This window comes from Geobacillus sp. JS12, from assembly GCF_001592395.1.
Classification (GTDB): Bacteria; Bacillota; Bacilli; order Bacillales; family Anoxybacillaceae; genus Geobacillus; species Geobacillus zalihae.
Genome location: NZ_CP014749.1, coordinates 1,072,689 through 1,095,582, shown reverse-complemented (window position 1 = coordinate 1,095,582; position 22,894 = coordinate 1,072,689). Strand labels below are relative to the sequence as shown.

At 54.6% G+C, this 22,894-nt stretch carries 23 protein-coding genes, 1 other RNA gene and 1 pseudogene; 6 read left to right on the top strand and 19 right to left on the bottom strand.

Translation table 11 applies throughout. The annotated features are described in order from the left end of the window. Nucleotides 1–103: 103 nt before the first annotated feature. The 12 genes and pseudogenes from A0V43_RS05375 to A0V43_RS05320 form a co-directional block, all read right to left on the bottom strand. A complete protein-coding gene (locus tag A0V43_RS05375) occupies nucleotides 104–1,816 on the bottom strand; it encodes a DHA2 family efflux MFS transporter permease subunit (RefSeq protein WP_063192570.1) in 1,713 nt (570 codons plus the stop codon). A 10-nt stretch (nucleotides 1,817–1,826) separates the two neighbouring features. Beyond that, nucleotides 1,827–2,465 carry an HlyD family secretion protein gene (locus A0V43_RS05370; protein WP_033012202.1) on the bottom strand — a complete coding sequence of 213 codons (639 nt, stop codon included), beginning with the start codon at nucleotides 2,463–2,465 and terminating at the stop codon, nucleotides 1,827–1,829. Between the two features lie 3 nt (nucleotides 2,466–2,468). Continuing rightward, nucleotides 2,469–2,909, bottom strand: coding sequence for a MarR family winged helix-turn-helix transcriptional regulator (locus tag A0V43_RS05365; RefSeq protein WP_033025304.1), 441 nt, complete (start codon nucleotides 2,907–2,909; stop codon nucleotides 2,469–2,471). Nucleotides 2,910–3,108: 199 nt separating this feature from the next. Beyond that, nucleotides 3,109–3,297, bottom strand: a non-coding RNA gene (ssrS, locus tag A0V43_RS05360) — 6S RNA. Between the two features lie 62 nt (nucleotides 3,298–3,359). Continuing rightward, nucleotides 3,360–4,913, bottom strand: coding sequence for an acyl-CoA carboxylase subunit beta (locus A0V43_RS05355; protein ID WP_063192569.1), 1,554 nt, complete (start codon nucleotides 4,911–4,913; stop codon nucleotides 3,360–3,362). Nucleotides 4,914–5,082: 169 nt separating this feature from the next. Beyond that, a complete protein-coding gene (locus A0V43_RS05350) occupies nucleotides 5,083–5,865 on the bottom strand; it encodes an enoyl-CoA hydratase (protein WP_063192568.1) in 783 nt (260 codons plus the stop codon). Between the two features lie 14 nt (nucleotides 5,866–5,879). Then, entirely contained in the window at nucleotides 5,880–6,776 is an 897-nt protein-coding gene (locus A0V43_RS05345; protein ID WP_063192567.1) for a hydroxymethylglutaryl-CoA lyase, read from the bottom strand. A gap of 14 nt (nucleotides 6,777–6,790) precedes the next feature. After that, on the bottom strand, nucleotides 6,791–7,003 hold the full coding sequence (locus A0V43_RS05340) for an acetyl-CoA carboxylase biotin carboxyl carrier protein subunit (RefSeq protein WP_063192566.1): 213 nt from the start codon (nucleotides 7,001–7,003) through the stop codon (nucleotides 6,791–6,793). A gap of 22 nt (nucleotides 7,004–7,025) precedes the next feature. Further along, on the bottom strand, nucleotides 7,026–8,378 hold the full coding sequence (gene accC, locus A0V43_RS05335) for an acetyl-CoA carboxylase biotin carboxylase subunit (RefSeq protein WP_063192565.1): 1,353 nt from the start codon (nucleotides 8,376–8,378) through the stop codon (nucleotides 7,026–7,028). A gap of 71 nt (nucleotides 8,379–8,449) precedes the next feature. Next, a complete protein-coding gene (locus A0V43_RS05330; RefSeq protein WP_063192564.1) occupies nucleotides 8,450–10,084 on the bottom strand; it encodes an AMP-binding protein in 1,635 nt (544 codons plus the stop codon). A gap of 59 nt (nucleotides 10,085–10,143) precedes the next feature. After that, nucleotides 10,144–11,285 (bottom strand): annotated as a pseudogene (locus A0V43_RS05325) (acyl-CoA dehydrogenase). A gap of 136 nt (nucleotides 11,286–11,421) precedes the next feature. After that, a complete protein-coding gene (locus A0V43_RS05320; protein WP_063192563.1) occupies nucleotides 11,422–12,048 on the bottom strand; it encodes a TetR/AcrR family transcriptional regulator in 627 nt (208 codons plus the stop codon). A gap of 193 nt (nucleotides 12,049–12,241) precedes the next feature. On the opposite strand from A0V43_RS05320, the gene A0V43_RS05315 reads away from it, so the two are divergent. Beyond that, nucleotides 12,242–12,490 (top strand): hypothetical protein, encoded by a 249-nt coding sequence (locus A0V43_RS05315; protein ID WP_013145420.1) that lies wholly within the window; start codon nucleotides 12,242–12,244, stop codon nucleotides 12,488–12,490. A gap of 6 nt (nucleotides 12,491–12,496) precedes the next feature. Next, nucleotides 12,497–12,631: a hypothetical protein gene (locus A0V43_RS20785; RefSeq protein WP_013523686.1), complete on the top strand. Its 135-nt coding sequence runs from the start codon at nucleotides 12,497–12,499 to the stop codon at nucleotides 12,629–12,631. 88 nt (nucleotides 12,632–12,719) lie between these two features. On the opposite strand, the gene A0V43_RS05310 is transcribed toward A0V43_RS20785, so the two are convergent. Further along, nucleotides 12,720–13,508, bottom strand: coding sequence for a GNAT family N-acetyltransferase (locus A0V43_RS05310; RefSeq protein ID WP_063192562.1), 789 nt, complete (start codon nucleotides 13,506–13,508; stop codon nucleotides 12,720–12,722). 167 nt (nucleotides 13,509–13,675) lie between these two features. On the opposite strand from A0V43_RS05310, the gene A0V43_RS05305 reads away from it, so the two are divergent. Beyond that, nucleotides 13,676–13,933, top strand: coding sequence for a DUF6154 family protein (locus tag A0V43_RS05305; RefSeq protein WP_063192561.1), 258 nt, complete (start codon nucleotides 13,676–13,678; stop codon nucleotides 13,931–13,933). Nucleotides 13,934–14,099: 166 nt separating this feature from the next. Here A0V43_RS05305 and ilvA read toward each other — a convergent pair whose 3' ends face one another. Then, nucleotides 14,100–15,308: a threonine ammonia-lyase gene (gene ilvA, locus A0V43_RS05300; protein ID WP_063193813.1), complete on the bottom strand. Its 1,209-nt coding sequence runs from the start codon at nucleotides 15,306–15,308 to the stop codon at nucleotides 14,100–14,102. A 412-nt stretch (nucleotides 15,309–15,720) separates the two neighbouring features. Here ilvA and A0V43_RS05295 point away from each other — a divergent pair, with 412 nt between their 5' ends. The 3 genes from A0V43_RS05295 (at nucleotide 15,721) to A0V43_RS05285 (ending at nucleotide 19,753) form a co-directional block, all read left to right on the top strand. Then, nucleotides 15,721–16,992, top strand: a complete 1,272-nt coding sequence (locus A0V43_RS05295) for an alanyl-tRNA editing protein (protein ID WP_236930937.1) — start codon at nucleotides 15,721–15,723, stop codon at nucleotides 16,990–16,992. A 33-nt stretch (nucleotides 16,993–17,025) separates the two neighbouring features. Continuing rightward, nucleotides 17,026–18,288: a two-component system sensor histidine kinase NtrB gene (locus A0V43_RS05290; protein ID WP_063192560.1), complete on the top strand. Its 1,263-nt coding sequence runs from the start codon at nucleotides 17,026–17,028 to the stop codon at nucleotides 18,286–18,288. Between the two features lie 97 nt (nucleotides 18,289–18,385). Continuing rightward, complete coding sequence (locus A0V43_RS05285) at nucleotides 18,386–19,753, top strand: MATE family efflux transporter (RefSeq protein ID WP_063192559.1); 1,368 nt, start codon at nucleotides 18,386–18,388, stop codon at nucleotides 19,751–19,753. A gap of 178 nt (nucleotides 19,754–19,931) precedes the next feature. Here the strand turns inward: A0V43_RS05285 and A0V43_RS05280 are convergent, their stop codons facing one another. The 5 genes from A0V43_RS05280 to A0V43_RS18705 all read right to left on the bottom strand — a co-directional run bounded on the left by A0V43_RS05280 (nucleotide 19,932) and on the right by A0V43_RS18705 (nucleotide 22,740). Continuing rightward, the gene (locus A0V43_RS05280; protein ID WP_063192558.1) at nucleotides 19,932–20,825 is read right to left on the bottom strand and encodes a DUF1028 domain-containing protein; all 894 of its coding nucleotides are present in this window, start codon (nucleotides 20,823–20,825) and stop codon (nucleotides 19,932–19,934) included. Nucleotides 20,826–21,125: 300 nt separating this feature from the next. After that, complete coding sequence (locus A0V43_RS18715; protein ID WP_081133290.1) at nucleotides 21,126–21,263, bottom strand: YjcZ family sporulation protein; 138 nt, start codon at nucleotides 21,261–21,263, stop codon at nucleotides 21,126–21,128. A 33-nt stretch (nucleotides 21,264–21,296) separates the two neighbouring features. Further along, nucleotides 21,297–21,395: a YjcZ family sporulation protein gene (locus A0V43_RS18710; protein WP_013145429.1), complete on the bottom strand. Its 99-nt coding sequence runs from the start codon at nucleotides 21,393–21,395 to the stop codon at nucleotides 21,297–21,299. 127 nt (nucleotides 21,396–21,522) lie between these two features. Beyond that, a complete protein-coding gene (gene rarD, locus A0V43_RS05275) occupies nucleotides 21,523–22,452 on the bottom strand; it encodes an EamA family transporter RarD (RefSeq protein WP_063192557.1) in 930 nt (309 codons plus the stop codon). 183 nt (nucleotides 22,453–22,635) lie between these two features. Further along, nucleotides 22,636–22,740, bottom strand: a complete 105-nt coding sequence (locus A0V43_RS18705) for a YjcZ family sporulation protein (protein WP_013145431.1) — start codon at nucleotides 22,738–22,740, stop codon at nucleotides 22,636–22,638. Nucleotides 22,741–22,894 lie beyond the last annotated feature (154 nt).

Below are 22,894 nucleotides of genomic sequence, written 5' to 3'. Positions count from 1 at the left end.
GCTTGTCTTTATGATGTATATGTGTGCAAAAAGGGAGCAAGAACATTGTTGTCCATATGGCATAAAACAAAAAAAGAAGCGGCTTCTGCGCCGCTTCCTTTGTTTACGCTGATGGCGATTTATGCTTTTTTCCCTTTAAGAAAAACGCCATCATTAACGCCAATACCGTCAAGCCGGTGGCGACGAAAAAGGCATCGTTGATCCCCTCGACCGTTGACCGTTGCTGCACAAGTCCATACAACAGCTGAGCGATCGCCTCATCGCTTGGGATGGCCTGTTTCAGTTGGCCGACAAGGCTCATGAAAAACGGATTGTTTTCCGTCATCTCATTTCGGTACATTTCCACATGGAATTTCGCCCGGTTGGACATGATCGTCACCAAAAACGCCGTCCCGAGCGAAGCCGCCACTTGACGAATCGTATTCGACATCGCCGTGCCGTGGCTGTACAAATGGCGCGGCAAGGCGTTCAACCCTTCCGTCATAATCGGCATTCCGAGCATCGACATGCCGAACATGCGGAAAATATAAAGCCAAATTAACTGGCTGTACGGCGTATCCATGGTCAGCTTGCTGAATTCCCACGTCGTGACCGCGGTGATGATCAAGCCGACGATCGCCAGCGCCCGCGCGCCGATGCGGTCAAACACCCAGCCCGAAATCGGCGACATGATCGCCATCACAATCGCTCCCGGCAGCAACAGCAAACCGGCATCAAGCGGCGTAAAGCCGCGCAAGTTTTGCAAATACACCGGCAGCAACACCATCGCTGCAAACATCGCCATATTGATGACCGATCCGATGACGGTCGCCAACGTAAACACTGGGTAGCGGAACACACGGAAATTGAGCACCGGATGCTCCGAGCGGAGCGAACGCCATGTGAACATGATCAAGAACAAGACGCCGATGATAAGCGACACAACGACTTCCGTCTCGCCCCATCCTTTGCTGCCGGCTTCGCTGAAGCCATACAGAACGCCGCCAAACCCGATCGTGGAGTAGACCGCCCCTTGCACGTCCAGCACCGGATTGCCCTTGCGCGGCGTATGTTTCAGCCAGGCGGAGGCAAGCACAATGTCTACAATCGCGATCGGCAAAACGACGTAAAACAACAGCCGCCATGTATAATGTTCGACAAGCCATCCGGATAACGTCGGCCCGATCGCCGGCGCGAACATCATGGCGATTCCGACCGTCCCCATGGCCACTCCGCGGCGTTCCGGCGGGAAAATCGACAGCATAATGACCATCATCAGCTGCATGATGATGCCGGCCCCGACCGCCTGCGTCAGCCGCCCTGCGAGCATGACGGCAAAGGTTGGAGCGATCGAGCAAACAAACGCGCCGATGGCGAAAAACGACATGCCAGACAAAAACAGCCGTTTCGCTGGAAACTTCGCGATTAAAAACGGGCTGATCGGGATGAGCACCCCGTTGACGAGCATATATCCTGTCACGAGCCATTGAATCGTCGACGTTTCCACGTTGAAATCTTGCATCATATGCGGCAAGGCGACGTTGATCAACGTTTGATTCAAAATGGCGACAAACGCGCCCAGCATGACCGTCGCCACAACTTTTCCGCGGCTGCCGATATCCCCGAGGCCGCCTTGCCCGGCTGGAGCGGCCGGGCGCCCATCCGTTTCTGCCGCTGGCTCTGCTTTCGTTTCCGCTAACGGTTGAGCGTTGGCTTCCGTCGCTTCATCCACCGCCTTCCCTGCAGCTGAAGCCGGTTTGCGGCGGCGCAGCGCGATGTTGACCGCCGCCAAAACCAAAACGGCAAACACAATATAACCAATGACAAATGTTGTCATGTCCCATCACCTACTTATGGATGCGGACGGTGACGTTCATGCCCGGCACAAGTCCGGCTCCGCTGTAATTGTCAATGGAAATCGTGACCGGAATCACTTGGGTCACTTTCGTGTAGTTGCCGGTCGCATTGGAGCTCGGCAGCAGGCTGAACGTATTCGCTGTCGCATTGCCAATCTTTTCGACTTTGCCGCTGAATTTGCGGTCCGGATACGCATCGACATAAATATCGACGTCTTGCCCCACTTTTACGTCTTCAATATCGGTCTCTTCAATGTTCGCCGTCACCCACAAATCGTTCAAATCAAACCCTCGGGCAAGCGGCGTCCCCGCGGCGACAAACGAGTCTTTGACCGCGTTTTGCTGCACGATGGTCATCCGATGAGGCACCGTCACCGGCACCGTCGTTTTGCCGTCAAACACCTCACCGATTTCTTCCCCGGCTGAGAACGTTTTTCCCGTGTCGCCCCGCCAGGATGTCAGTTTTCCGGACAGCGGCGCCGCAACCGAGATGACCTGGCCGTCGATGCGGGCGTTGTCTGTTTTAATGTAATTCGTCGCTTCGTTCACATAGTAGTAAGCGGCAAAGCCGCCGCCGACAAGCAAAATGAGCACAATGATGTTCAGCGCCACCAATCGTTTCACGTTCACTGTCTATTCCTCCCCGAGTAAAATCGCTTTAATTTTTTCATGAAGATGCAAAAACTGTTCAATCTCCTCTGGAGAGACGAGTTCTTGAATGCGGCGAAGCCGCCGGCGCAGCACCGACTGCTCGCCAAACGCTTCCGACACTGTCTCTTTTCCTTTTTCCGTCAAACTCAAAATGACCGCGCGCCGATCTTGCTTCGACGGCTCGCGGACAACAAGGCCGGCGCCGACGAGCCGATCGACCGTGCCGCTGACGTTGCTGTTGCTTAAATTTAATTTTTCCGCCAAGTCATTCAGGCGAATATGTTCTTTTTTCAACAGCGTATACAAGACGATCAGCTGCACCTCCGTCACTCCGACGCGAGCCGCGTCCTCGCGGATGAGGCGGTAAAGCGCCTTTTGCGTCCGGAAGACGGCGTACATGATGTCCCGGCTGATTCCTTCCATTCATCCCCCTCCTTGCTTCATCTTTCTTGTTGGAATAGTTTCAATGCGAATTATTTCTGCACGAAATATGATTATAGCATGAAAACGAGGAAAATCAACTATATTGTTTCATTGTCTTGGCGAAAACATACGCAACAAAAAGAGTCCAACTGGATGTTTGGCATCCAATTGGACTCTTTTGCCCGCTTCTCATTCATGAATCCGCGCCGCGGTTGCCGTCAGCTGAATGCAGTTTCTCAACCACGCTCCACCAGGTGGGTGTTCGCAGAAGCGTTCCTGTCGTCCCCGCAGACGAATAAGGGGCATGACATTCCCGCTTCAATGTAGAACTCCCTTTTGATTGCCATCGGTTGAAACTTCATTCTACAACGCACAACGCAGCAGCGGATTGGTGATTATTATCATACACAATCTTTCTTCGTTTGACAAGGGGACGTTTATCCAGTTTTTTCAAACCGGATACACCCCGTGTTTCCGATCGGAAAAGACCATATATTTGGACATATACGCGGCAAACCGCCGGATGAGTTCGTGGCGCAAGTCGTTCGGCGCGACGATGCCATCAACGACCAATTCAGAAGCGAGCCGGTAGATATCGATGTCGCGCCGGTATTCCTCGCGTTTTTGTTCGACAAACGCCGGCCGCTCTTCCGGCGGCAGCTCGGCGATTTTGTTCGCATAAACGGCGTTAACGGCCGCCTCCGGCCCCATGACGGCGATTTGCGCGTTTGGAAGCGCGAGGCAGCAGTCCGGTTCAAACGCCGGGCCGGCCATGGCATACAACCCGGCGCCGTACGCTTTGCGGACGATGACCGAGATCTTCGGTACGGTGGCTTCCGACATGGCGGCGATCATTTTCGCCCCATGGCGGATGATGCCGGCCCGCTCGACCTTCGTGCCGATCATAAAGCCAGGGACGTCGGCCAAAAACAGAAGCGGGATATGGAACGCGTCGCAAAGCGTGATGAATTTCGCCGCTTTATCAGCCGAATCGTGGAACAAGACACCGCCTTTGACGCGCGGCTGGTTGGCGATGATGCCGATCGGCTGGCCGTTAAGGCGCGCCAGTCCCGTAATGATTTCCGGCGCAAACAGTTTTTTGATTTCGCAAAACGATCCTTCGTCAATGATCCGCTCAATCAAATCATACATGTTGAACGGTGCGTTTTGGTTTTCCGGCAAAATATCCTCAATCGTCTTATCAAATGACTTCGGCGGTTTCGCTTCGGCCACCGGCGGCTTTTCGCCATAGTGGGATGGAAAATACGATAAATAACGACGCGCATAGGCAATCGCTTCTTCTTCGGTTTTCACGAGCACGTCGCCGCAGCCGGAGACGGTGCAATGCATGCGGGCGCCGCCCATCTCTTCGAGCGTCACTTTTTCCCCAATCACCATTTCCGCCATGCGCGGCGAGCCCAAGTACATCGAGGCGTTGCCCTCGACCATGATGACGATGTCGCAAAACGCCGGAATATAAGCGCCGCCGGCTGCTGACGGGCCAAACAACAGGCACACTTGCGGCACTTTGCCGGACAGCTTCACCTCATTGTAAAAAATGCGCCCTGCCCCGCGCCGGCCGGGAAACATTTCGAGTTGGTCCGTAATGCGTGCGCCGGCCGAGTCCACCAAATAAATGATCGGGCAGCGCAGTTTTTCCGCTGTCTCTTGAATGCGGATGATTTTTTCGACGGTGCGCGCTCCCCACGAGCCAGCTTTGACCGTCGAATCGTTCGCCATCACGCAGACGGTGCGGCCATGGATTTTGCCGATGCCGGTCACCACCCCGTCAGCCGGCAAATCGCCCGCCAAACAGTTGGCAAACAATCCGTCTTCCACTTCCAAGCCGTCATCCAGCAATAAGTTCAGCCGGTCACGGACAAACAGCTTCCCTTGGGCTGCGTTTTTTTCATGGTATTTTGGCGCCCCGCCTTTCTTGATCTCAGCCGCTCTTTTCTCCAGCTCCGCTGCGAGCGTGTCTTGCTGATTGGCTGTTTCCTTCATCTCTTTGTTTCCCCTCCTTGTTTTGATAGATCTTGCTGTTCCATCCCGCGTGTTCGGCCGGGAGCACGGTTGGGGCCGTTTTTGGCTGTCGTGCCAATGTCGGTGCAGAACAAGCGCTCCGTGCGGCTTTTTCCTTATCCAAACAGCCTCATCCTGCCCAAGCGCAGGCTTACTCCCCTTTGTACACCGGCTTCCGCTTTTCTTTAAACGCCTGCAAGCCTTCCAACCGGTCTTTCGTTGGGATCGTCGCCTCATAAGCGAGCTGCTCGATCGCGAGGCCCGTCTCCAAATCAACGTTGAATACGCTTTGGATCGCCCGTTTCGCCTGGCGGACGGCAATCGGGGCATTGTCGGCGATTTGCCGCGCCAATTCAAGCGCCCGATCCATGAGCTCGGCGCGCGGCACCGCGTATTCGACAAGGCCGATTCGCTCGGCCTCTTCGGCGGTGATGCGCTTTGCGGCAAAGATCAATTCTTTCGCTTTTCCGATGCCGACAAGGCGCGGCAGCCGCTGCGTCCCCCCCGCTCCCGGAATAATGCCAAGCGACGTTTCCGTCAACCCAAGCTGGATATCGTCGGCAGCAAACCGGATGTCGCAAGCCAAGGCAAGCTCCAACCCACCGCCAAAGGCCGAGCCGTTTAACGCGGCAATGACCGGCTGCGGCACTTTCTCGACCTCGTTGATCGTTTTGCTGATTAAAGCGACGGCCTGACGGACTTCGGTTTCGTTCATCCCTGCCCGCTCTTTCAAATCGGCTCCGGCGCAAAACACTTTGTCTCCGGCCCCGGTCAAAATGACGACGCGCACGTCTTTTTGAAATTTGATTTCTTGCAAAAGCGCACCAAGCTCCAACAAAAGCGCTCTAGAAAGCGCGTTGGCTGCTTCCGGGCGGTTTAATGTCACAATGACAATGCCGTTTTCCTGCCGTTCATGCAGCACGAACGTCCCCATCGCATTCTCTCCTTTCAGCCAATCGTTTGCAAATACCGGCTCGGAAGCGGGCGGCCGATTTTATCGCGGATAAACAAAGCCGCTTTCGTCAGCTGCTCGACATCGATGCCGGTTTCAATCCCCATGCCGTGAAGCATATATACTAAATCATCAGTGGCGACGTTTCCCGACGCTCCGGGAGCGTACGGACAGCCGCCAAGGCCGCCAAGCGAGCTGTCAAACGTCGTAATGCCCATCTCCATCGACACCAAAATGTTGGCAAGCGCCGTTCCTCTTGTATCATGGAAATGCATGGCAATCCGTCCGGCCGGAAAGCGGCGAAGCACCTCAGCAAGCACGTCCTCCACTTGCTTGGGCGTCGCGACGCCGATCGTATCGCCAAGCGACAGTTCGTCAACCCCCATCGCCAACAACCGATCCGCCACCATCAGCACTTGATCGACGGCAACTGCCCCTTCATACGGGCAGCCAAAGACGGTGGAAACGTAGCCGCGCACCGTTTTGCCTGCTTGTTTTGCCGTTTGCACGACCGCTTCCAGCACCGGAAATGTGGCAGCGATCGTTTTGTTAATATTTTTTTGGTTGTGCGTTTCGCTCGCTGACATAAAGACGCCGACTTCGTCAATCCCCGCGGCCAACGCCCGCTCAAGCCCTCTTTCGTTCGGCACGAGCGCCGCATACGTGACGCCGGCTTTTCGGCCGATGCCGGCTGCGACCTCAGCGGCATCGGCGAGCTGCGGGATCCATTTCGGATGGACGAAGGAAGTCACCTCAATGTACGACAGCCCCGTTTCGGACAATAAGTTGATCCACGCGATTTTATCGGCGGTCGCGATCGGCGCTGCTTCGTTTTGCAGGCCGTCGCGCGGGCCGACTTCTTTGATCGTCACCTTCGCCGGCCATCGGCTCATGCTCTGCTCCCCCTTTATTCAATCTCGACAAGCACGTCGCCTTCGTTCACGAAATCTCCTTCCTGCACGTGGATGTGCTTCACGACGCCGGACGCCTCAGCCGCAATCGGAATCTCCATTTTCATCGATTCTAAAATGATGACATCTTGGCTTTCTTCTACATGATCCCCGACAGCCACCAACAATTTCCATACACTTCCAGCCATTGTTGCCGTTACTTGGGTCATCGTGTCTTCCTCCGTTTCTGCTTCATTTTGCTTTTGCTGGCTTCCAATGCTTCGAAAGGAAATCGGTCGTCGTATCCCCCGCTTGAAACGCCGGATGGGACAACACGGCCTCAAGCAGCGGAATGTTCGTTTTAATCCCTTCAACGCGATAGTCTCGAAGCGCTTCGAGCAAGCGTTCAATCGCCGTTTGCCGATCCGGCCCTTTGGCGATCAATTTCGCGATCATCGGATCATAAAACGGCGTGACCGTGATGCCGCTTTGAACCGCCGTTTCATGACGAATCCATTCGCCTTGTGGGGCGGAAAACACCGTAATGCGGCCGGGCGACGGGTAAAACGTGTTCGGATCTTCGGCATAAATGCGCACTTCAATGGCGTGACCGTCGCGGCGAATCTCTTCTTGTTTATAGCGGAGCGGCTCGCCGGCGGCGATGCGCAGCTGCTCTTCGACAATGTCGATGCCGGTGATTTCTTCTGTCACCGGGTGCTCGACTTGCAGCCGAGTGTTCATCTCAAGAAAATAAAAATTTTTCTGTTCATCGACGAGAAATTCAATGGTACCGGCATTTGCATAACCGATGTAACGCGCAGCCCGCACCGCCGCCTCCCCCATCTTCCGCCGCGTCTCTTCATCCAAAAACGGCGACGGCGCCTCTTCGACCACCTTTTGATGGCGGCGCTGGATCGAACACTCGCGCTCCCACAAGTAGACGCAGTTGCCGTAGGAATCAGCGAGCAGCTGAATTTCAATATGGCGCGGGCGATCGATATATTTTTCGATATACATCGTCCCGTCGCCGAAAAACGAAGCGGCCCGTTTTTGGCTTCCTTCAAACGCCTGGCGCAGCTCGGCTTCATCACGGGCGATATGCATGCCGATGCCGCCGCCGCCGGCTGACGCCTTCAGCATGACTGGATACCCAATCGAAGCCGCCGCTTTGGCCGCCTCATCAGCGCCATCAAGCGCAAAGGAGACGCCCGGGACGATCGGCACGCCGGCTTGTTCTATCGTCCGCCGCGCTTCGATTTTGCTGCCCATCGCCGCGATGACGTCCGCCTTCGGACCGATGAAGACGATTCCTTCTTCCTCGCAGCGGCGGGCAAACGCTGGATTTTCCGACAACAGCCCGTAGCCGGGATGGATCGCCTCCGCTTTCGCCGTTTTGGCAACCTCTATGATTTTTTCAATATTTAAATAGCTTTCCGCGACGCGCGGCTTGCCGATCAAATACGCCTCATCCGCGAGCGAGACGTGGAGCGAATCGGCGTCTGCTTCGGAATAAATGGCAACCGTTTGAATGCCGAGACGTCGGCACGTGCGGATGATGCGGACGGCGATTTCGCCGCGGTTGGCAATCAACACTTTCGAAAACATCGTTTCACCCTTTCTTAAAAGTACAGGTGCCGGCGCCGGACGGTTCGTCCTCCCGGCGCGGCGGTTTAGACTTACGTTGTTAAGCCGAGGCGCTGTTTCGCCATTTCCCGCAGTTTAAATTTTTGAATTTTCCCGGACGCCGTCATCGGGTACGAATCAGTAAACTCAATGTAGCGCGGGATTTTATGACGGGAAATGTGGCCGCGGCAAAACTCGCGAATTTCCTCAGCGGTCGCCGTTTCGCCGTCTTTTAAGATGATCCACGCCATCACTTCTTCCCCGTATACTTCATCTGGCACGCCAACGACTTGGACGTCCAAAATTTTCGGATGTTTGTATAAAAACTCTTCGATTTCACGCGGATAAATGTTTTCGCCGCCGCGGATGATCATATCTTTCAGCCGGCCGGTAATGCGGCAGTAACCGTTTTCATCCATCACCGCCAAGTCGCCGGTATGGAGCCAGCCGTCTTCATCGATCGCTTCGCGCGTCGCTTCCGAATTGTTGTAATATCCTTTCATGACATGATAGCCGCGCGTGCACAGCTCCCCTTGCACACCGGGCGGCACTTCCTTGTTCGTTCCCGGCTCGACGATTTTCACCTCGACGCCCGGCAAGGCGCGGCCAACCGTTTCGACACGCAGCTCAAGCGGATCGTCGGTGCGCGTTTGCGTGATGACTGGGGACGCTTCGGTCTGCCCGTAGGCGATGGTAATGTCTTTCATCCCCATTTTCTCGATGACCGCCTTCATCACTTCGACCGGGCAAGGGGAGCCAGCCATAATGCCCGTGCGCAGCGATGACAAATCGTATTTGGCAAAATCCGGGTCGTTGAGCTCGGCGATGAACATCGTCGGCACGCCGTGAAGCGCCGTGCACCGCTCCGCCTCGACCATCTCCAGCACCCGCTTCGGATGAAACTCCTGCACAGGCACCATCGTCGCCCCGACCGTCACGCATGCAAGCGTGCTCATGACGCAGCCGAAACAATGGAAAAACGGCACCGGAATGCACAATCGATCGCCTTCGCCAAGCCCCATGCATTGCGCGACTTGGTGGGCGTTGTTGACGATGTTGTAATGCGTCAACATCACCCCTTTCGGGAATCCAGTCGTCCCGGACGTGTATTGCATGTTGATCACATCGTGCGGGTCGAGGCTCTCCATCCGTTCATCGAGTTCTTCTTCCGATACGTCATGCGCCATCGCCAAGATGTCGTTCCAGGTGAACATGCCTGGATAGCGCTTCTCGCCCAGCAAGACGACATTTTTCAACTTCGGCAACCGCTTCGACTGGAGCTTCCCCGGCTCAGCCGTGCGCAGCTCCGGCACGACATCGTACAAAATGTCAATGTACGATGAATCGCGGTATTGCTCGATCAAAAACAGTGTTGTCGAGTCGGACTGCCGAAGCAAATACTCAAGCTCCGCCGCGCGGTAGTTCGTATTGACCGTCACGAGGACGGCTCCCATTTTGCCGGTCGCAAATTGGCAGGCGATCCATTCCGGAACGTTCGTCGCCCAAATGGCGATATGCTCCCCTTTTTCGATGCCAAGCCGCATCAATCCGCGCGCGACAAGCCGGCAATAGTCGTTAAACTGCCGATACGTCAGACGCAAGCCGCGGTCGGCGTACACAACCGCTTCATGATCCGCGTATTGCCTGGCGCGCTCCTCCAATAACTTCCCGATCGTCACCGTCAGCATCGACCGTCTCCTCCCCTTTGTCCAAATTCATTTTCATACATATGCACACATTTCCGCCTTTAGCATCCGAGTTGGCGGGCGATGACGAGACGCTGAATTTCCGATGTGCCTTCGCCGATTTCCATGAGCTTGATATCCCGCAAATGGCGCTCAACGCCGTACTCTTTCATATAGCCGTATCCGCCGTGAATTTGAATCGCTTGGTTGCAGACGCGGAACCCCATTTCCGAGGCGAACAGTTTGGCGAACGATGCTTCTTTTGTAAACGGTTTCCCTTTGTCTTTCAACCACGCCGCCTTGTACACCATATTGCGGGCAAGCTCAATTTCCATCGCCATATCAGCCAGTTTAAATTGAATGGCTTGAAACTTGGAAATCGACTGACCGAACTGGACGCGCTCTTTTGCGTATTGAAGCGCTTTCTCAAACGCCGCTTGCGCAATGCCGACCGCCAGCGCGGCGATCGAGATGCGCCCGCCATCAAGCGTGTACAAAAACTGTTTAAACCCTTTTTGCGGGTCGCCTAAGACGTTTTCTTTCGGCACGCGGACGTTCTCAAAGACAAGCTCGCACGTATTGGACGCGCGCACGCCCATTTTGTCGTAATTCGAACGAATCGTAAATCCTGGGGAGTCCGTTGGCACGATGAGAGCGGTGATGATGTTTTTGCCGCGCGCATCTTTGCCCGTCACAGCTGTGACAATGACTTGCCGCGCGTATTGGGCGTTTGTGATCCAACATTTTTCGCCGTTGATGACATATTCATCGCCATCGAGCACCGCGGTCGTGCGCGTGCCGCCGGCGTCCGATCCGGCGTTCGGCTCCGTGAGCCCAAAAGCGCCAAGCGTCTCGCCTTTCGCCATCGGCACAAGCCATTTTTGTTTCTGCTCCTCTGTTCCAAAGTAATAAATGGGACTCGCCCCAAGTGACACAGCGGCCGCATAGCTCAACCCGGTGCCGCCGCAGGCGCGGCCGATTTCCTCAACGGCGATGGCGTACGAAATCGTATCGCCCCCAGCGCCGCCGTACTTTTCCGGAAACGGCAGGCCCAACAACCCCAACTCGCCCATTTTGCGGAAGACATCGAGCGGAAAATGCGCCTCTTCATCCCATTTCGCCGCGTATGGGCAATTTCCTTCTCAGCAAAGTCGCGAACCATTTCTTTAATCATTTGTTGTTCTTTCGTCAATGAAAAATCCATGTTCTCCCTCTCCCCCATAGAAAATGTTCTATCATTTGAACCGACTAGTCGGTTTCGGTAAGGAAACGAGTGTAAACGGTTTTGATTTTTGAAGCATTTCCAAAACCGACTAGTTGGTCTGTATACGATCAACAACTTATTCGGCGGCCGGCCGCAACAAAAACCGCGCCGCCGCTGGGTTTTCTGGTGTGCGGAGCACCGCATGCAAAATGAAATCGGCAAAATACGCCGCGATCTCCTCAATGGACAGCGGACCATCCGGATTGTACCATTTGTATGTCCAGTTGACCATGCCGATAATGGACATGCCAGTAATCTCCACCGACAGCTCCGGACGAAATTCCCCGGCTTCAATCCCCTCGCGAATGACTCGAAAAATGATTTGCTTGAACTCTTCGCGCTTTTCATTGATCGGTTCAGCGTATTCCGGCTTTAAGTACGTGCTTTCCTGGTAAAACACAGTGATGTGTGGTTTATACAAATGAAACACTTTGACAAACGACTGCACGATGGCGTACAAGCGCTCGGTCGGTGTCGAACAGCTTTCATACGCCTCCTGCGCTTTCGTCAGCGCATACGTGATAAAGACGTCATGGATATGATACAAAAGCTCATCTTTGGATTTAAAATTATGGTAAAAACCGCCTTTGGATGTGTCGCTTTCGGCAACGATGCGGTCGACCGTCACGCCGTGGTAGCCGTATTTCTCAAACAAATGAAGCGCCGTATCGATAATGCGGTCTCTGAGCGGTTTGTCAGCCATAGAAAATCCCCTTTGCCATTTATATTACACTATTTTCTGAAAAAGTGAAATATTTTTTTGTTTTGCCTTTACCATACCCGAACTGCACCATGATTGTCAACCATTGCTTCTCATGCCCAACACGGTCGTACAGGGCCTGCCGATACATAATGGCCGCCATGTTTTCAAATGATAAAGATGGAGGTGGCTTCGATTGGAACCGATGCTATGCCCAAACTGCAAAACGAACCGGACGCGGTTTCATCTCATTGAGCAGCACCCGCGTGCGGTCAAGCTCGATCCGCACACCGGCGACATTGAGCACGAATACACAAACGAAGCGCTCGAACCGTTCCATCTCCCATACCGCGGCCCGAGCTACCGCGTCCAATGCGGCGTCTGCGGGCTGATCGAAGATGCGGACATGTTCATTCAGCGCGCGAAATCGTCTCCATTGAGGTGATTCCATATGGCGAACAAAAAACAAACACCTTCTTCCATCGTGGACCAAAAGCAGCTTGTCAACGACAAGGCAAAAGCGATGCGGGAGCACGGCGGGGAGCACATTCGCCGCGTCACGCCGAACGGCGCCGACGGGCAATAAACGCCGGCTTGCTTCCATTGTGGAAGCAAGCCCTTTTCGCCGTCAGGCGCACAAGCGGGCGCCGTTCTGCCTCTTTTCAAGTTTGTCTCTAGCCGTACATCGCCCATAGCCCGATATCGCGAAAACCAAGGCGGTGGTAGATGCGGCCAGCGGACGGGTTGTCGTAAAACAAGCATGGCATCTTCCCTTCGTGGAGCAGGTCACAAACGAGCTTGGCGACGATCGCGCTCGCATACCCTTTCCCCCGGTGCTCTTGATCCGTGCAGACGCCGACGATCATCGCCGACAATGAGTTTTCCGCCGACGTCGATGCCGCGGCCACCATGCGGCCATCTTGTTCAATGTAGTACGTTCTCGCTGAATTCGTTTCCATCCCTTTCACCAGCATGTCTCGCGCCGCCGGCCTCGTGTCAAATTCGGGAATGCGGCGCCGCAACTCAAGAATCCGGTCGACATCGGCCAACTCGGCTTTTTTGACGGCGAACGCCCCCATTTCTTGGCGGGTGTACTCATCCGTCCGACACTCGCAGAAGTAAAGCGTTCGCTTCGTCCCAAGCGGCAGCCGCTCTTCGAACTGCCTGGCAATGTCCGCCTTGCCAGACAGCTGGATGGACGATGATTGGGCTGTCTCGCGGATGAGACGAGCAAAGCCATCGGCATCAAAATCGCCGGGCGCATACGGAATGTAGGAATCGTAATAACGGAGCAGCACCGCCTTCAGCGAGCCAGCATCGTCAAACTGCCCCCAAACGTCTTGGAAATCGGCGTCATAGCCAAACGACTCAATATCGCCGATGATGAATAAATTGAACGACGGATCTTGCCGCAAAAACGAAAATACTTGTTGATCGTCTTCGGCCGTTAACCGGCGAATCATAGAATTCCCCCGCTTTTCGAATGATATTTTTTCCATTATACTATGAATCATCCCTGTTGCCAATGGCATTTGTGGCGTCAAACCGAGAGGACTGCCGATGCCCCTAAGTCTGCATCGGCCAACTGCAAAGAAAGGAGGAAGCCCGCTCTCAAAAAAGCGAGGCGACGATGCCGATGAAGTTTATTGACGATCTGTACGACTATTACAAAGACCGACTGACCGGGGATGAAGAAGATGCCGAAGCGGTGGCGATGTCGATTTTGGATGAACTTAGCCGCCGCGATGTGCTCAAGCTGATCGACGAAATGACCGATGAAGAGCTGCTTGGCATGTTCGGTTTGTATGTCCTGGAAAGCTTGAAAGCGAAAATGGCCCGCGAAGGCCTCGGCGCGACGCGGCCGCAAGATGCGCCGCGCGTGCATTGACAAAACAAAACGGCTGTCCCCCATGTCATAAGGAACAGCCGCTATGTTGGGCAAATGATGGTTTCGTATTCATTTGGCAGCCCTGTGAACATGATTTCGAAGACGGCTTTTCCACTGTTTGCTTAACAGACAGTGGCGAAACACAAACCGTTTTCCCATCGCGCGCTCATCGGTAAAACTGTACATCATAGCCTTCTTTCAACAACACTTGGTAGATTTGCTGAATATGGTCTTCGTTTTTCGTCTCGAGCGAAAAGTGAATTTCCGCCTGACCTGGCAGCACTTTGGCGCCGATGCGCTGATGGTGGATCGACATGACATTCGCCTCGAGCTCGGCGATAATGCGAAGCAGTTTGTTCAACTGGCCCGGCTTGTCGGAGATGACCGTTGTAAACGTCACAAACCGGCCCGCTTCGACGAGCCCCCGCTCGATGATGCGGGAAATGAGCGTCACATCGACGTTGCCGCCGCTTAAAATGGCGGCGACTTTTTTGCCGCGAAACGGCAGCTTTTGATACAACAATGCCGCCAACGGACAAGCGGCCGCCCCTTCGATCAACAGCTTGTTCCGCTCGAGCACATACAGCATCGTCCGTGAAATTTCCGCCTCTTCTACGCACACAACGCCATCGACGTATTGCTCAATGTATTGGTACGTAATATTGCCCGGCTTTTTCACGGCAATCCCATCGGCGATCGTATTCGATGCGGCAATGGAGACGGGCTGTTTATGGCGTATGGCCGCCGTCATGCCTGGGCAAGCCGATGACTCAACGCCGTACACTTCCACCGATGGCTTCAGCTGTTTTAACGTAAACGCCACCCCAGCAAGCAACCCGCCGCCGCCGACCGGGCAAAGGACGACGTCCACATCGGGAAGCTGCTCGATCAGCTCTAAGCCGATCGTCCCTTGGCCGGCCATCACCGCCAAGTCGTCAAACGGATGAACAAATGTCATCCCCCGTTCACGTTGCAACTCTAATGCATATTCCAAAGACTCGTCAAACACATCGCCGTACAGCACGACTTCCGCCCCGTAGCTTTTCGTCGCTTCAATTTTGCTGAGCGGCGCCCCTTTCGGCATGACAATCGTGCAAGGAATGCCGAGCATGCCGCTTGCGTAGGCGACCCCTTGGGCGTGGTTGCCGGCCGAGGCGGCGATGACGCCTCGCGCCCTTTCTTCTTCCGTGAGCGACATAATTTTATTGAATGAGCCTCTTACCTTAAACGAACCTGTTTTTTGCAAATTTTCCAGTTTCATATACACGTCATTGCCGGACAGCCGGCTGAACGTCTGCGAATGCTCAAGCGGCGTTTGGTGGACGATGCCTTTCATTTTCGCTCGCGCTTGTTCAATGTCTGTTAACGTCAACATCATCAAACCACCCTTTCCGATCGGGCGACCGGTTCTTGTTCACCCCGCTTTATTATATACAAAACATTTCATCACCGACAAATGTTGCTTTTCTTTAGTTGGTTTTGGATTATTTTTAGCATATAGTTTTGTTGCATAAAATCATGTTCAACAAACATCGCTGCAACCCGCTTCCTTTGTCAAACCGTTTGAACGTTGGACTTGTCCCAAAACATCAGAGTGTTTCTAGGGGAAGAGCTGTCTACGGTCTGTTCTTTTTCTTTTGTGAATATTGTTTATTTAGAACATTGTTCTATAGATTTGGCCAATTGCCAACGGGAAAAAGCGGCCAAAAAGATCGGCGATAGGCAAACGCGAGGGAATTTGCTAATATGAAAGAAAAGCATTCGGAAGACGAAAGGATGAAACGGTTGTGACGAAAAAGTTGTACTATACGGCGCCGGATGTTGACGTGTGGACGACAACGGTGACAAGCGTCCGCCAAGACGGCGAAACATACATTGTCACCTTGGCGGAAACAGCGTTTTACCCGGAAGGCGGTGGCCAACCGTCTGACGCCGGCACGATCGCCGGCTTGCCGGTGCTCGATGTGTTTGACGAAAACGGGGAAGTGTATCACCGCCTTCCTGCCCACCCGGGAATGGGCGCCGTTTCATGCGTCCTTGATAGGAAACGGCGCCGCGATCATACACAACAGCATAGCGGCCAACATGTATTATCCGCTGTACTCGTTGAACAGCTCGGCGCCGAAACAGTCGGTTTTCACCTTGGGCGCGAGGTCGTCACAATCGACATCACGGCGGGTGCGCTGACGGAAGCAGACATGCTGGCAGTGGAAAACCGGGCCAACGAACTCATTTACGCGAATCTCCCGGTCGAGACGTATTGGGTGACGCCGGAAGAAGCAGAACGGATGCCGTTTCGCAAGCGTCCCGATGTCCAAGGTTCTGTCCGTGTTGTCGAGATGAAAGGGATCGATTTGTCGGCGTGCTGCGGCACCCATGTGAAACGCACGGGCGAAATCGGCGTGATCAAATTGCTGAAAGCAGAGCGCCATCGCGGCATGACGCGTCTTTCCTTTCTTTGCGGCGGCCGGGCGCTTGCCGACTACCAGCAAACCCACCGCGTCGTGCAGGCGGCAGCAGGTCGGTTCGGGACAAGCCGCGATCAGCTGCTCGACGTGATCGCAAAATGGGAACAAGAGAAAAAAGAATGGGAAAAACGGCTGCGCCAATACGAGGCAATCGTCTTTGCCGTCGAAGCCGAACGGGCCGCCGCCGAATCAGGACGTGCAGTGATTGGCCGTTACGACCAATATGGGGCAAAAGAACTGCAAATGATCGCCCGTCTGATCGCCGACCGTTATGGCAAAACCGCGCTGCTCGCCTCCACACCCGATTGGCGCGCCGTGATCGCCAAAGCACCGTCTTCCTTGCTCCATGCAGGGAACTGGCTGAAAGAACAAGCCGCCCTGTTTGGCGGCAAAGGGGCGGCAACGAGCGGCAGGGGCAAGCTGCTTTTCCGTCTCTTGAGGCGCTTAGCCAGTTCCTTTCCCGCGTGGAAACGGCAGGCATCGATTGACGGCTCCTGCCCGCACCGCCCGGTTGCTTCGATTCGTTTCGTCCTCCCGTCGGATCGATGCGATGTCCGCCATAGCCGACGGAGGGCGGTTTTTGTAAAATGAAAAACGAAATGTGCAGCTAAGGAGTTTGAAGAGATGAACGATCGACTCGTACAATCGCAAATCGAAGAGCTCGAACGAAAGCTGCGCGCTTATGAGCGGCTCATCGAAACGCTTCCGTTTCCGTTCACCTTTGCCGATTACGAAAGTGGAATCGCCATCGAAAAAAAGCGCGGCGACGTCCGGCCGCACCTTCGCACCATTCCACCGTCCCTTGAAAAGGAAGCCAAATGGCAGTGGGATATTGACTTGTATCACGACGTACCGTTTGAAAAAGTGGAAGCCTTTTTGACGCCGTTGCTCGATCTTGTTCCACACCATATCGTCTTTGTCGACGCTCAAGGGATCATCACGCTTTGCAATTTGCAGGCGGCTGTTGACACCGGCGTGGATCGCGACGCCATCATCGGCAAACATATTCGCGAGCTGCTGAAGCTCCCTGATGAGCTGATCGCGACGCTCGAATCGCTTGAAAAAGGCGAGCCGCTTTACAATTACGAAGTGCTCGACCGTTTTTACGGCATCGTCAACACCCGCTTTATTTACAACGATGACGGTTCAGTCAAACGGGTCATTAGCATGTTTCAATCGCTCAACATGATGAAAGAAACGGAAAAGCTCGCCGTCGCCGGCCGCATCGCCGCCGGCATCGCCCATGAAATCCGCAATCCGCTGACGACGGTGCGCGGCTATTTGCAGCTGCTCAAAACCGAGCTGCCAGACCGGATCGCCTCGCTCGTCGAACGCCTGCTCATTCCTGAGCTTGACCGGGCAAACGGCATCATCACCGACTTTTTAAACATCGCCAAGCCGGCGGACGTGAAGATGGAAACGTTCCGGCTGCACCGTTTTTTGCGCGACGATGTCGGCGTTCTGCTGCAGAGCGAGGCGTTGCTGCACAGTGTGAACGTCCATTTTGACCTCGACGAACAACTGGACGATTACGAAATGAACGGCGACCGCAGCCAGCTTTTGCAAGTGTTTTTAAACTTATTTCGCAACGCCGTGGAAGCAAAAGTGGCGAAAACGATGAATGTCACGGTGAGCAGCCGGAAAGTGAACCATATCGTCCAGCTTCGCTTCTGCGACGATGGGCCCGGCATCTCGTCATCAGTCATCGAACATATTTTCGACCCGTTTTTCTCGACGAAAGAAACAGGGACCGGACTTGGCCTTTCATTGTCAAAAAAAATCGTCGAGCTGCACCAAGGAACGATGAAAGTGCAAAGCGATGCACGCGGCACTTGTTTTTTGATCGAATTTCCGCTTTGCAGCCAACCGCCGTTTCTTTCGCTGTAAATTGCTTCCGAAGAGGGAAGCCATCCCGGCTTCGGAAGCGATGAGGTTGATGATTTAGAACAATGTGTCGTTTTATCATGAAAAAGGGGGAACCATTATGACTACGCCCGCTCCGCTCAACGGCAAATGGCGGCGCCTGTTCGCCTTGTTTCTTCCCATTTTTGTTTCGCAAACGGGCCAATATGCCATGAACTTTGTCGATGTTGCCATGTCCGGCCACGCGAGCGCCGAAGATCTTGCCGGCGTCGCGATCGGCTCCAGCTTATGGGTGCCGGTGTTTACCGGCGTCGGCGGCATTTTGCTCGCCTTGTCCCCGATCGTCTCACACCATTTCGGCGCCGGACGGCATGACTCGATCGCCCGCGCCGTCACCCAGGCGCTCTACTTGGCTGTCGCGCTTGCTGTTGCCATTGTCATGGCCGGCGCCGCTTCTGTGCCGTTGATCTTGAAACAAATGTCTTTGGACGAAAACGTTCGGCATATCGCCTTTCATTATTTGCGCGCCTTGTCGTTTGGGATCATCCCGCTGTTTCTTTATTCTGTGCTCCGCTATTTCATCGATGCGCTTGGGCAAACGAACGTGACGATGTGGATTACGCTCACCGCCTTGCCGGTCAATATGCTGTTCAACTGGCTGTTGATTTACGGGCATGGCGGGTTTCCGCGCCTTGGCGGCATCGGCACCGGCTATGCGACAGCGATCACGTACGCATACTGCTTCGCAGCCGCTGCCTTTGCCGCTGTGAAATTTCGCCGTTTGTCTCCCTATCGCGTGCTCGCCCGTTTTTACCGTCCGTCATGGGCCGCATGGAAAGAGCTGCTGAAAACCGGGGTGCCGATCGGATCGGCCATCTTTTTTGAAACGAGCATTTTCGCTGCGGTGACGCTGCTTGTCGGCCGGTTTGGCGCCGAAACAGTCGCTGCCCATCAAAGCGCCCTCAACTTCGCTTCCCTGTTGTATATGATTCCGCTCAGCTTATCGATGGCGCTGACGATCGCCGTGGGCGTTGAAGCCGGGGCCAACCGTTATGAAGCGGCCAAACAATATTGCCTGATCGGCATCACCCTCGCCTTGGCGGTCGCCGCTGCAGCAGCACTGTTCCTTTTCGCCTTCCGCAGCCATGTCGCCCGGCTGTATACAAACGATCCGACAGTGGCGGCGTTGACGGAGAAGTTTTTGCTCTATGCGATCTTCTTTCAAGTTTCCGATGCCATCGCCGCTCCCATCCAAGGAGCGCTGCGGGGCTATAAAGAGGTGAACGCCGTTTTTTGGTCCGCTCTTCTCGCCTATTGGGGCGTCGGCCTTCCGCTTGGCTGCGCCCTCGCTCTCTTGACTGCCGCCGGAGCGTTCGGCTATTGGATCGGCCTGATCGCCGGATTGGCAGCAGGTGCTCTGTTTCTCAGCTTTCGCCTGCGGGCCGTTTGGCGCAGACATGACAGCGGGCGTGCGCCGCTCGCCTCCTAAACGGCCGCTGTCCAAACAAGGGCTGGCCGAAAGGGCTGTTTCTCCTGAACCGAAACACCGCATAAATCGTTGTTTGCATATATGCGGTCATAGGAAAAGGTGTCCCGCTCCTTTTGGGACACCTTCGCTTTTCACATAACGCCATTCATCCGCCCGACCTACAATGCAGCGGCCTTTTTTATTTTTCCCCCTGCGGCGACGGCTGCTGTTTCATATACGCGAGCACGTCAAGATCGATTTTCCCTTTTTCCAGCTCGCGTTCCTCAAAGTTTTCTGTATGTATATACGCTGTCAGCGCCTCGTAAAGCGCCTCGCTGTCCGCGGCGCGCTCTTTCGGCAAGTAGCCGAGGCGGACTAGATGGGCAGCCGTCTCTTCCTTTACCGTTCCTTCAATCGCTGCCACTTTTTCGGGACGCGGTTTCTCAAAGTAAAGCTGGCGCAACTGATACAAGCGAATAAGCTCCTCGATCGGCCGCGGGTGATCATCGACGCGCAAATCGATATAGCGGTCATTGTAGCCGCCATATCCCCCTCCTTCTTTCACGACAAGCAAGGCGGCCGACTGTTGCCCGCGGCGGTCGCCCCCCGCTGCCTGACCAGCTTGAAGCGCCTTTAGCAATCGCTCGGCGAGCGGACCTTTTGTCTGCTCAAACGCCCTTCCCATTGCCAGCACCGTTTCCTCGCCTGCTAAAATATTGCCTTGAGCCGCATAGTTCGGCCCGGTGATGCCCCCGGCCCACGGGTAACATTTTTTCCCGGTGAACGTCGCCGCCCGTCCTTTCGCATCCACGATGCCGACTTGGCGCAAATCGCGCTCACTGTCATCGGCAACGAGCAACTCAAGCGCTTCTTGCGCCGATTTCCCTTTTGCCATCCATTCGAGGCCGCGCGGTCCGTATGACGTGTTGGCGTACGACTGCGTCGCCACCGCTCCGACGCCCGCTTTCGCCCACGGAACAACCGCACCAACGCCTAAAAATTTCGATTGAACAGCGATGCCAAGCTCCCCGGTCGCCGGGTCAAACGCGACGATCGAAAACGTCGCGACAACATCTTTCGGAATGCGTTTCATTTTCTTACCCTCCACGCTACTTCCATTTTTTTATTCTCCTGGCTCTCCACCACAAAGTGTACTTGACAAAGAAAGACGATTATGATAAAGAAAATCAAAACAGCATTTTTCCTTTTTATACCACACGTCTCTTTGAGCAACATTGCTATCATGTTTGTCTTTAAAAGTCAAGTACATCTTTTGGTGATGAACCATTCTCCTTATATTTCTCCTCTTCCCTCCCATCTTCCTCCCTCTTTCAAAAAATAGCGGGGAAACAGCCGTTGCCCGGCCGTCTCCCCCCGCATGCCCATCATCCGCCTAGCACCATGTTGCCCCGACGATAATGAGCAAAATAAACAAAACGACAATCAGCACGAAGCCGTAGCCGTAGCCGCCATAACCCGGGTAGCCGAAGCCATAGCCGCCCCAGCCCCAGCCATACAAGCCATATGGCATATTCGTCACCTCCTTGCTAGCAAGTAAGAGGCATCAGTACACCCAACCACCGACACATGCACATCCGACAATAATCAACAAGATGAACAGAACGACGATCAACGCGAATCCGCCGCCGTAAGCTGCACCCATTTGCCAGCACCTCCTTCGTTTTTGTACTAGTAGACTATTCAGAAGCCGAGGAAATGGTTAGATGTTTCAGCAAAAATGGGTATTTGCCGCAGAAATGGAAAAAAAGCGGCCCGTCCTCGGACCGCTGCTACGCCTCGAGCGAGCTTCGCTTCCATTTTTTCCGCCCTGACGCCTGCTTGATTTGAACAGCAGAAAACAAAATAAGCGCCGCCCAGATGCAGCTAAACGCATAAAAATGCGCTTTCGTAAACGGCTCGCCGAACAAAAAGACGCCAAGGAGAAGGCTGATCGTCGGCGAAATGTATTGCAAAAAACCAAGTGTTGTCATCGACACACGCTTCGCCCCCTTGGCGAAATACAAAAGCGGCACGGCCGTCGCTGGCCCGGCTCCAGCCAACAGCGCCCATTGCCACCATTCGGCCGTCTTGACGAGGGCTGGCGTTTCGTTGTACCCCCATAATAAGTAAACGGCTGAAAGCGGCATGACGGCCATTGTTTCAAGCGTCAAGCCAATGGACGAGTCAACGCTGGCCAGTTTTTTCACTAAGCCGTAAAACCCGAACGTCAATGCGAGCGATATGGCGACCCACGGAAACGCGCCATATTCCGCCGTCATCGCCGCCACGCCGGCGGCGGCCAGAAGAACAGCGGTCCACTGCCCTACGCTCAGCCGCTCGCGCAGTACGATCGTCCCAAGCGCCACACTGACAAGCGGGTTGATATAATAGCCGAGGCTCGTTTCAACAACATGATGATGATTCACCGCCCATATGTAGACAAACCAGTTGGCGCTGATGAGCACGGCAGCAGCGGCGATCCCCCATGCCTTAGCCGGCCGACGGCGCATCGCCCGAAGCTCCCGGCGGAAGGCGTCAGGCTGCCCAGTCGCTGCCAAAAGGATGGCCATAAACACGAACGACCAAACGATGCGGTGCGCCAAAATCTCAAGCGCCGGGCGCGCCTCTAGCAGCTTCCAGTAAAGCGGCAATACTCCCCACAGCAAGTACGAAGCAGCGGTATACAAGATGCCTTGCTTCTCTTCGCTCCAATGCCCCACGTCGTCTTCTCCTTTTCCATGATCATTTCTGTCCCATTATACCGCCGCCGCTTCACTTTATCCATCAAAACACTCACCCGCATCGCTCGACGCGGTTGCCCAATGGAGAAGGGGCGCAGCTGAATATGAGCACCCCCCCTTCGCGGCCCGTTTGACCGCCGCCCTTTCTTATTTTTTCGCTCATCAAGCGACACAGGCACAGCCAACAATAATCAGTAAAATGAACAGGACGATGACGACCGTATAACCGCTGTTGACAAAACCGCTCACGGCGGGCACCTCCTTCATCGGTTCACAGGGCCATCATATGCGCCCGCCCGCCCAAACGGCTAGGCGAATGCCCAAATTTCTAGAAGGCCGGTGATTTACTAGGGCAACAGCTTCCCGGAATCGCTTCTCAAGTAGAAAATCCTTGTAGCATCAGCCCCTATTTTCACACGTT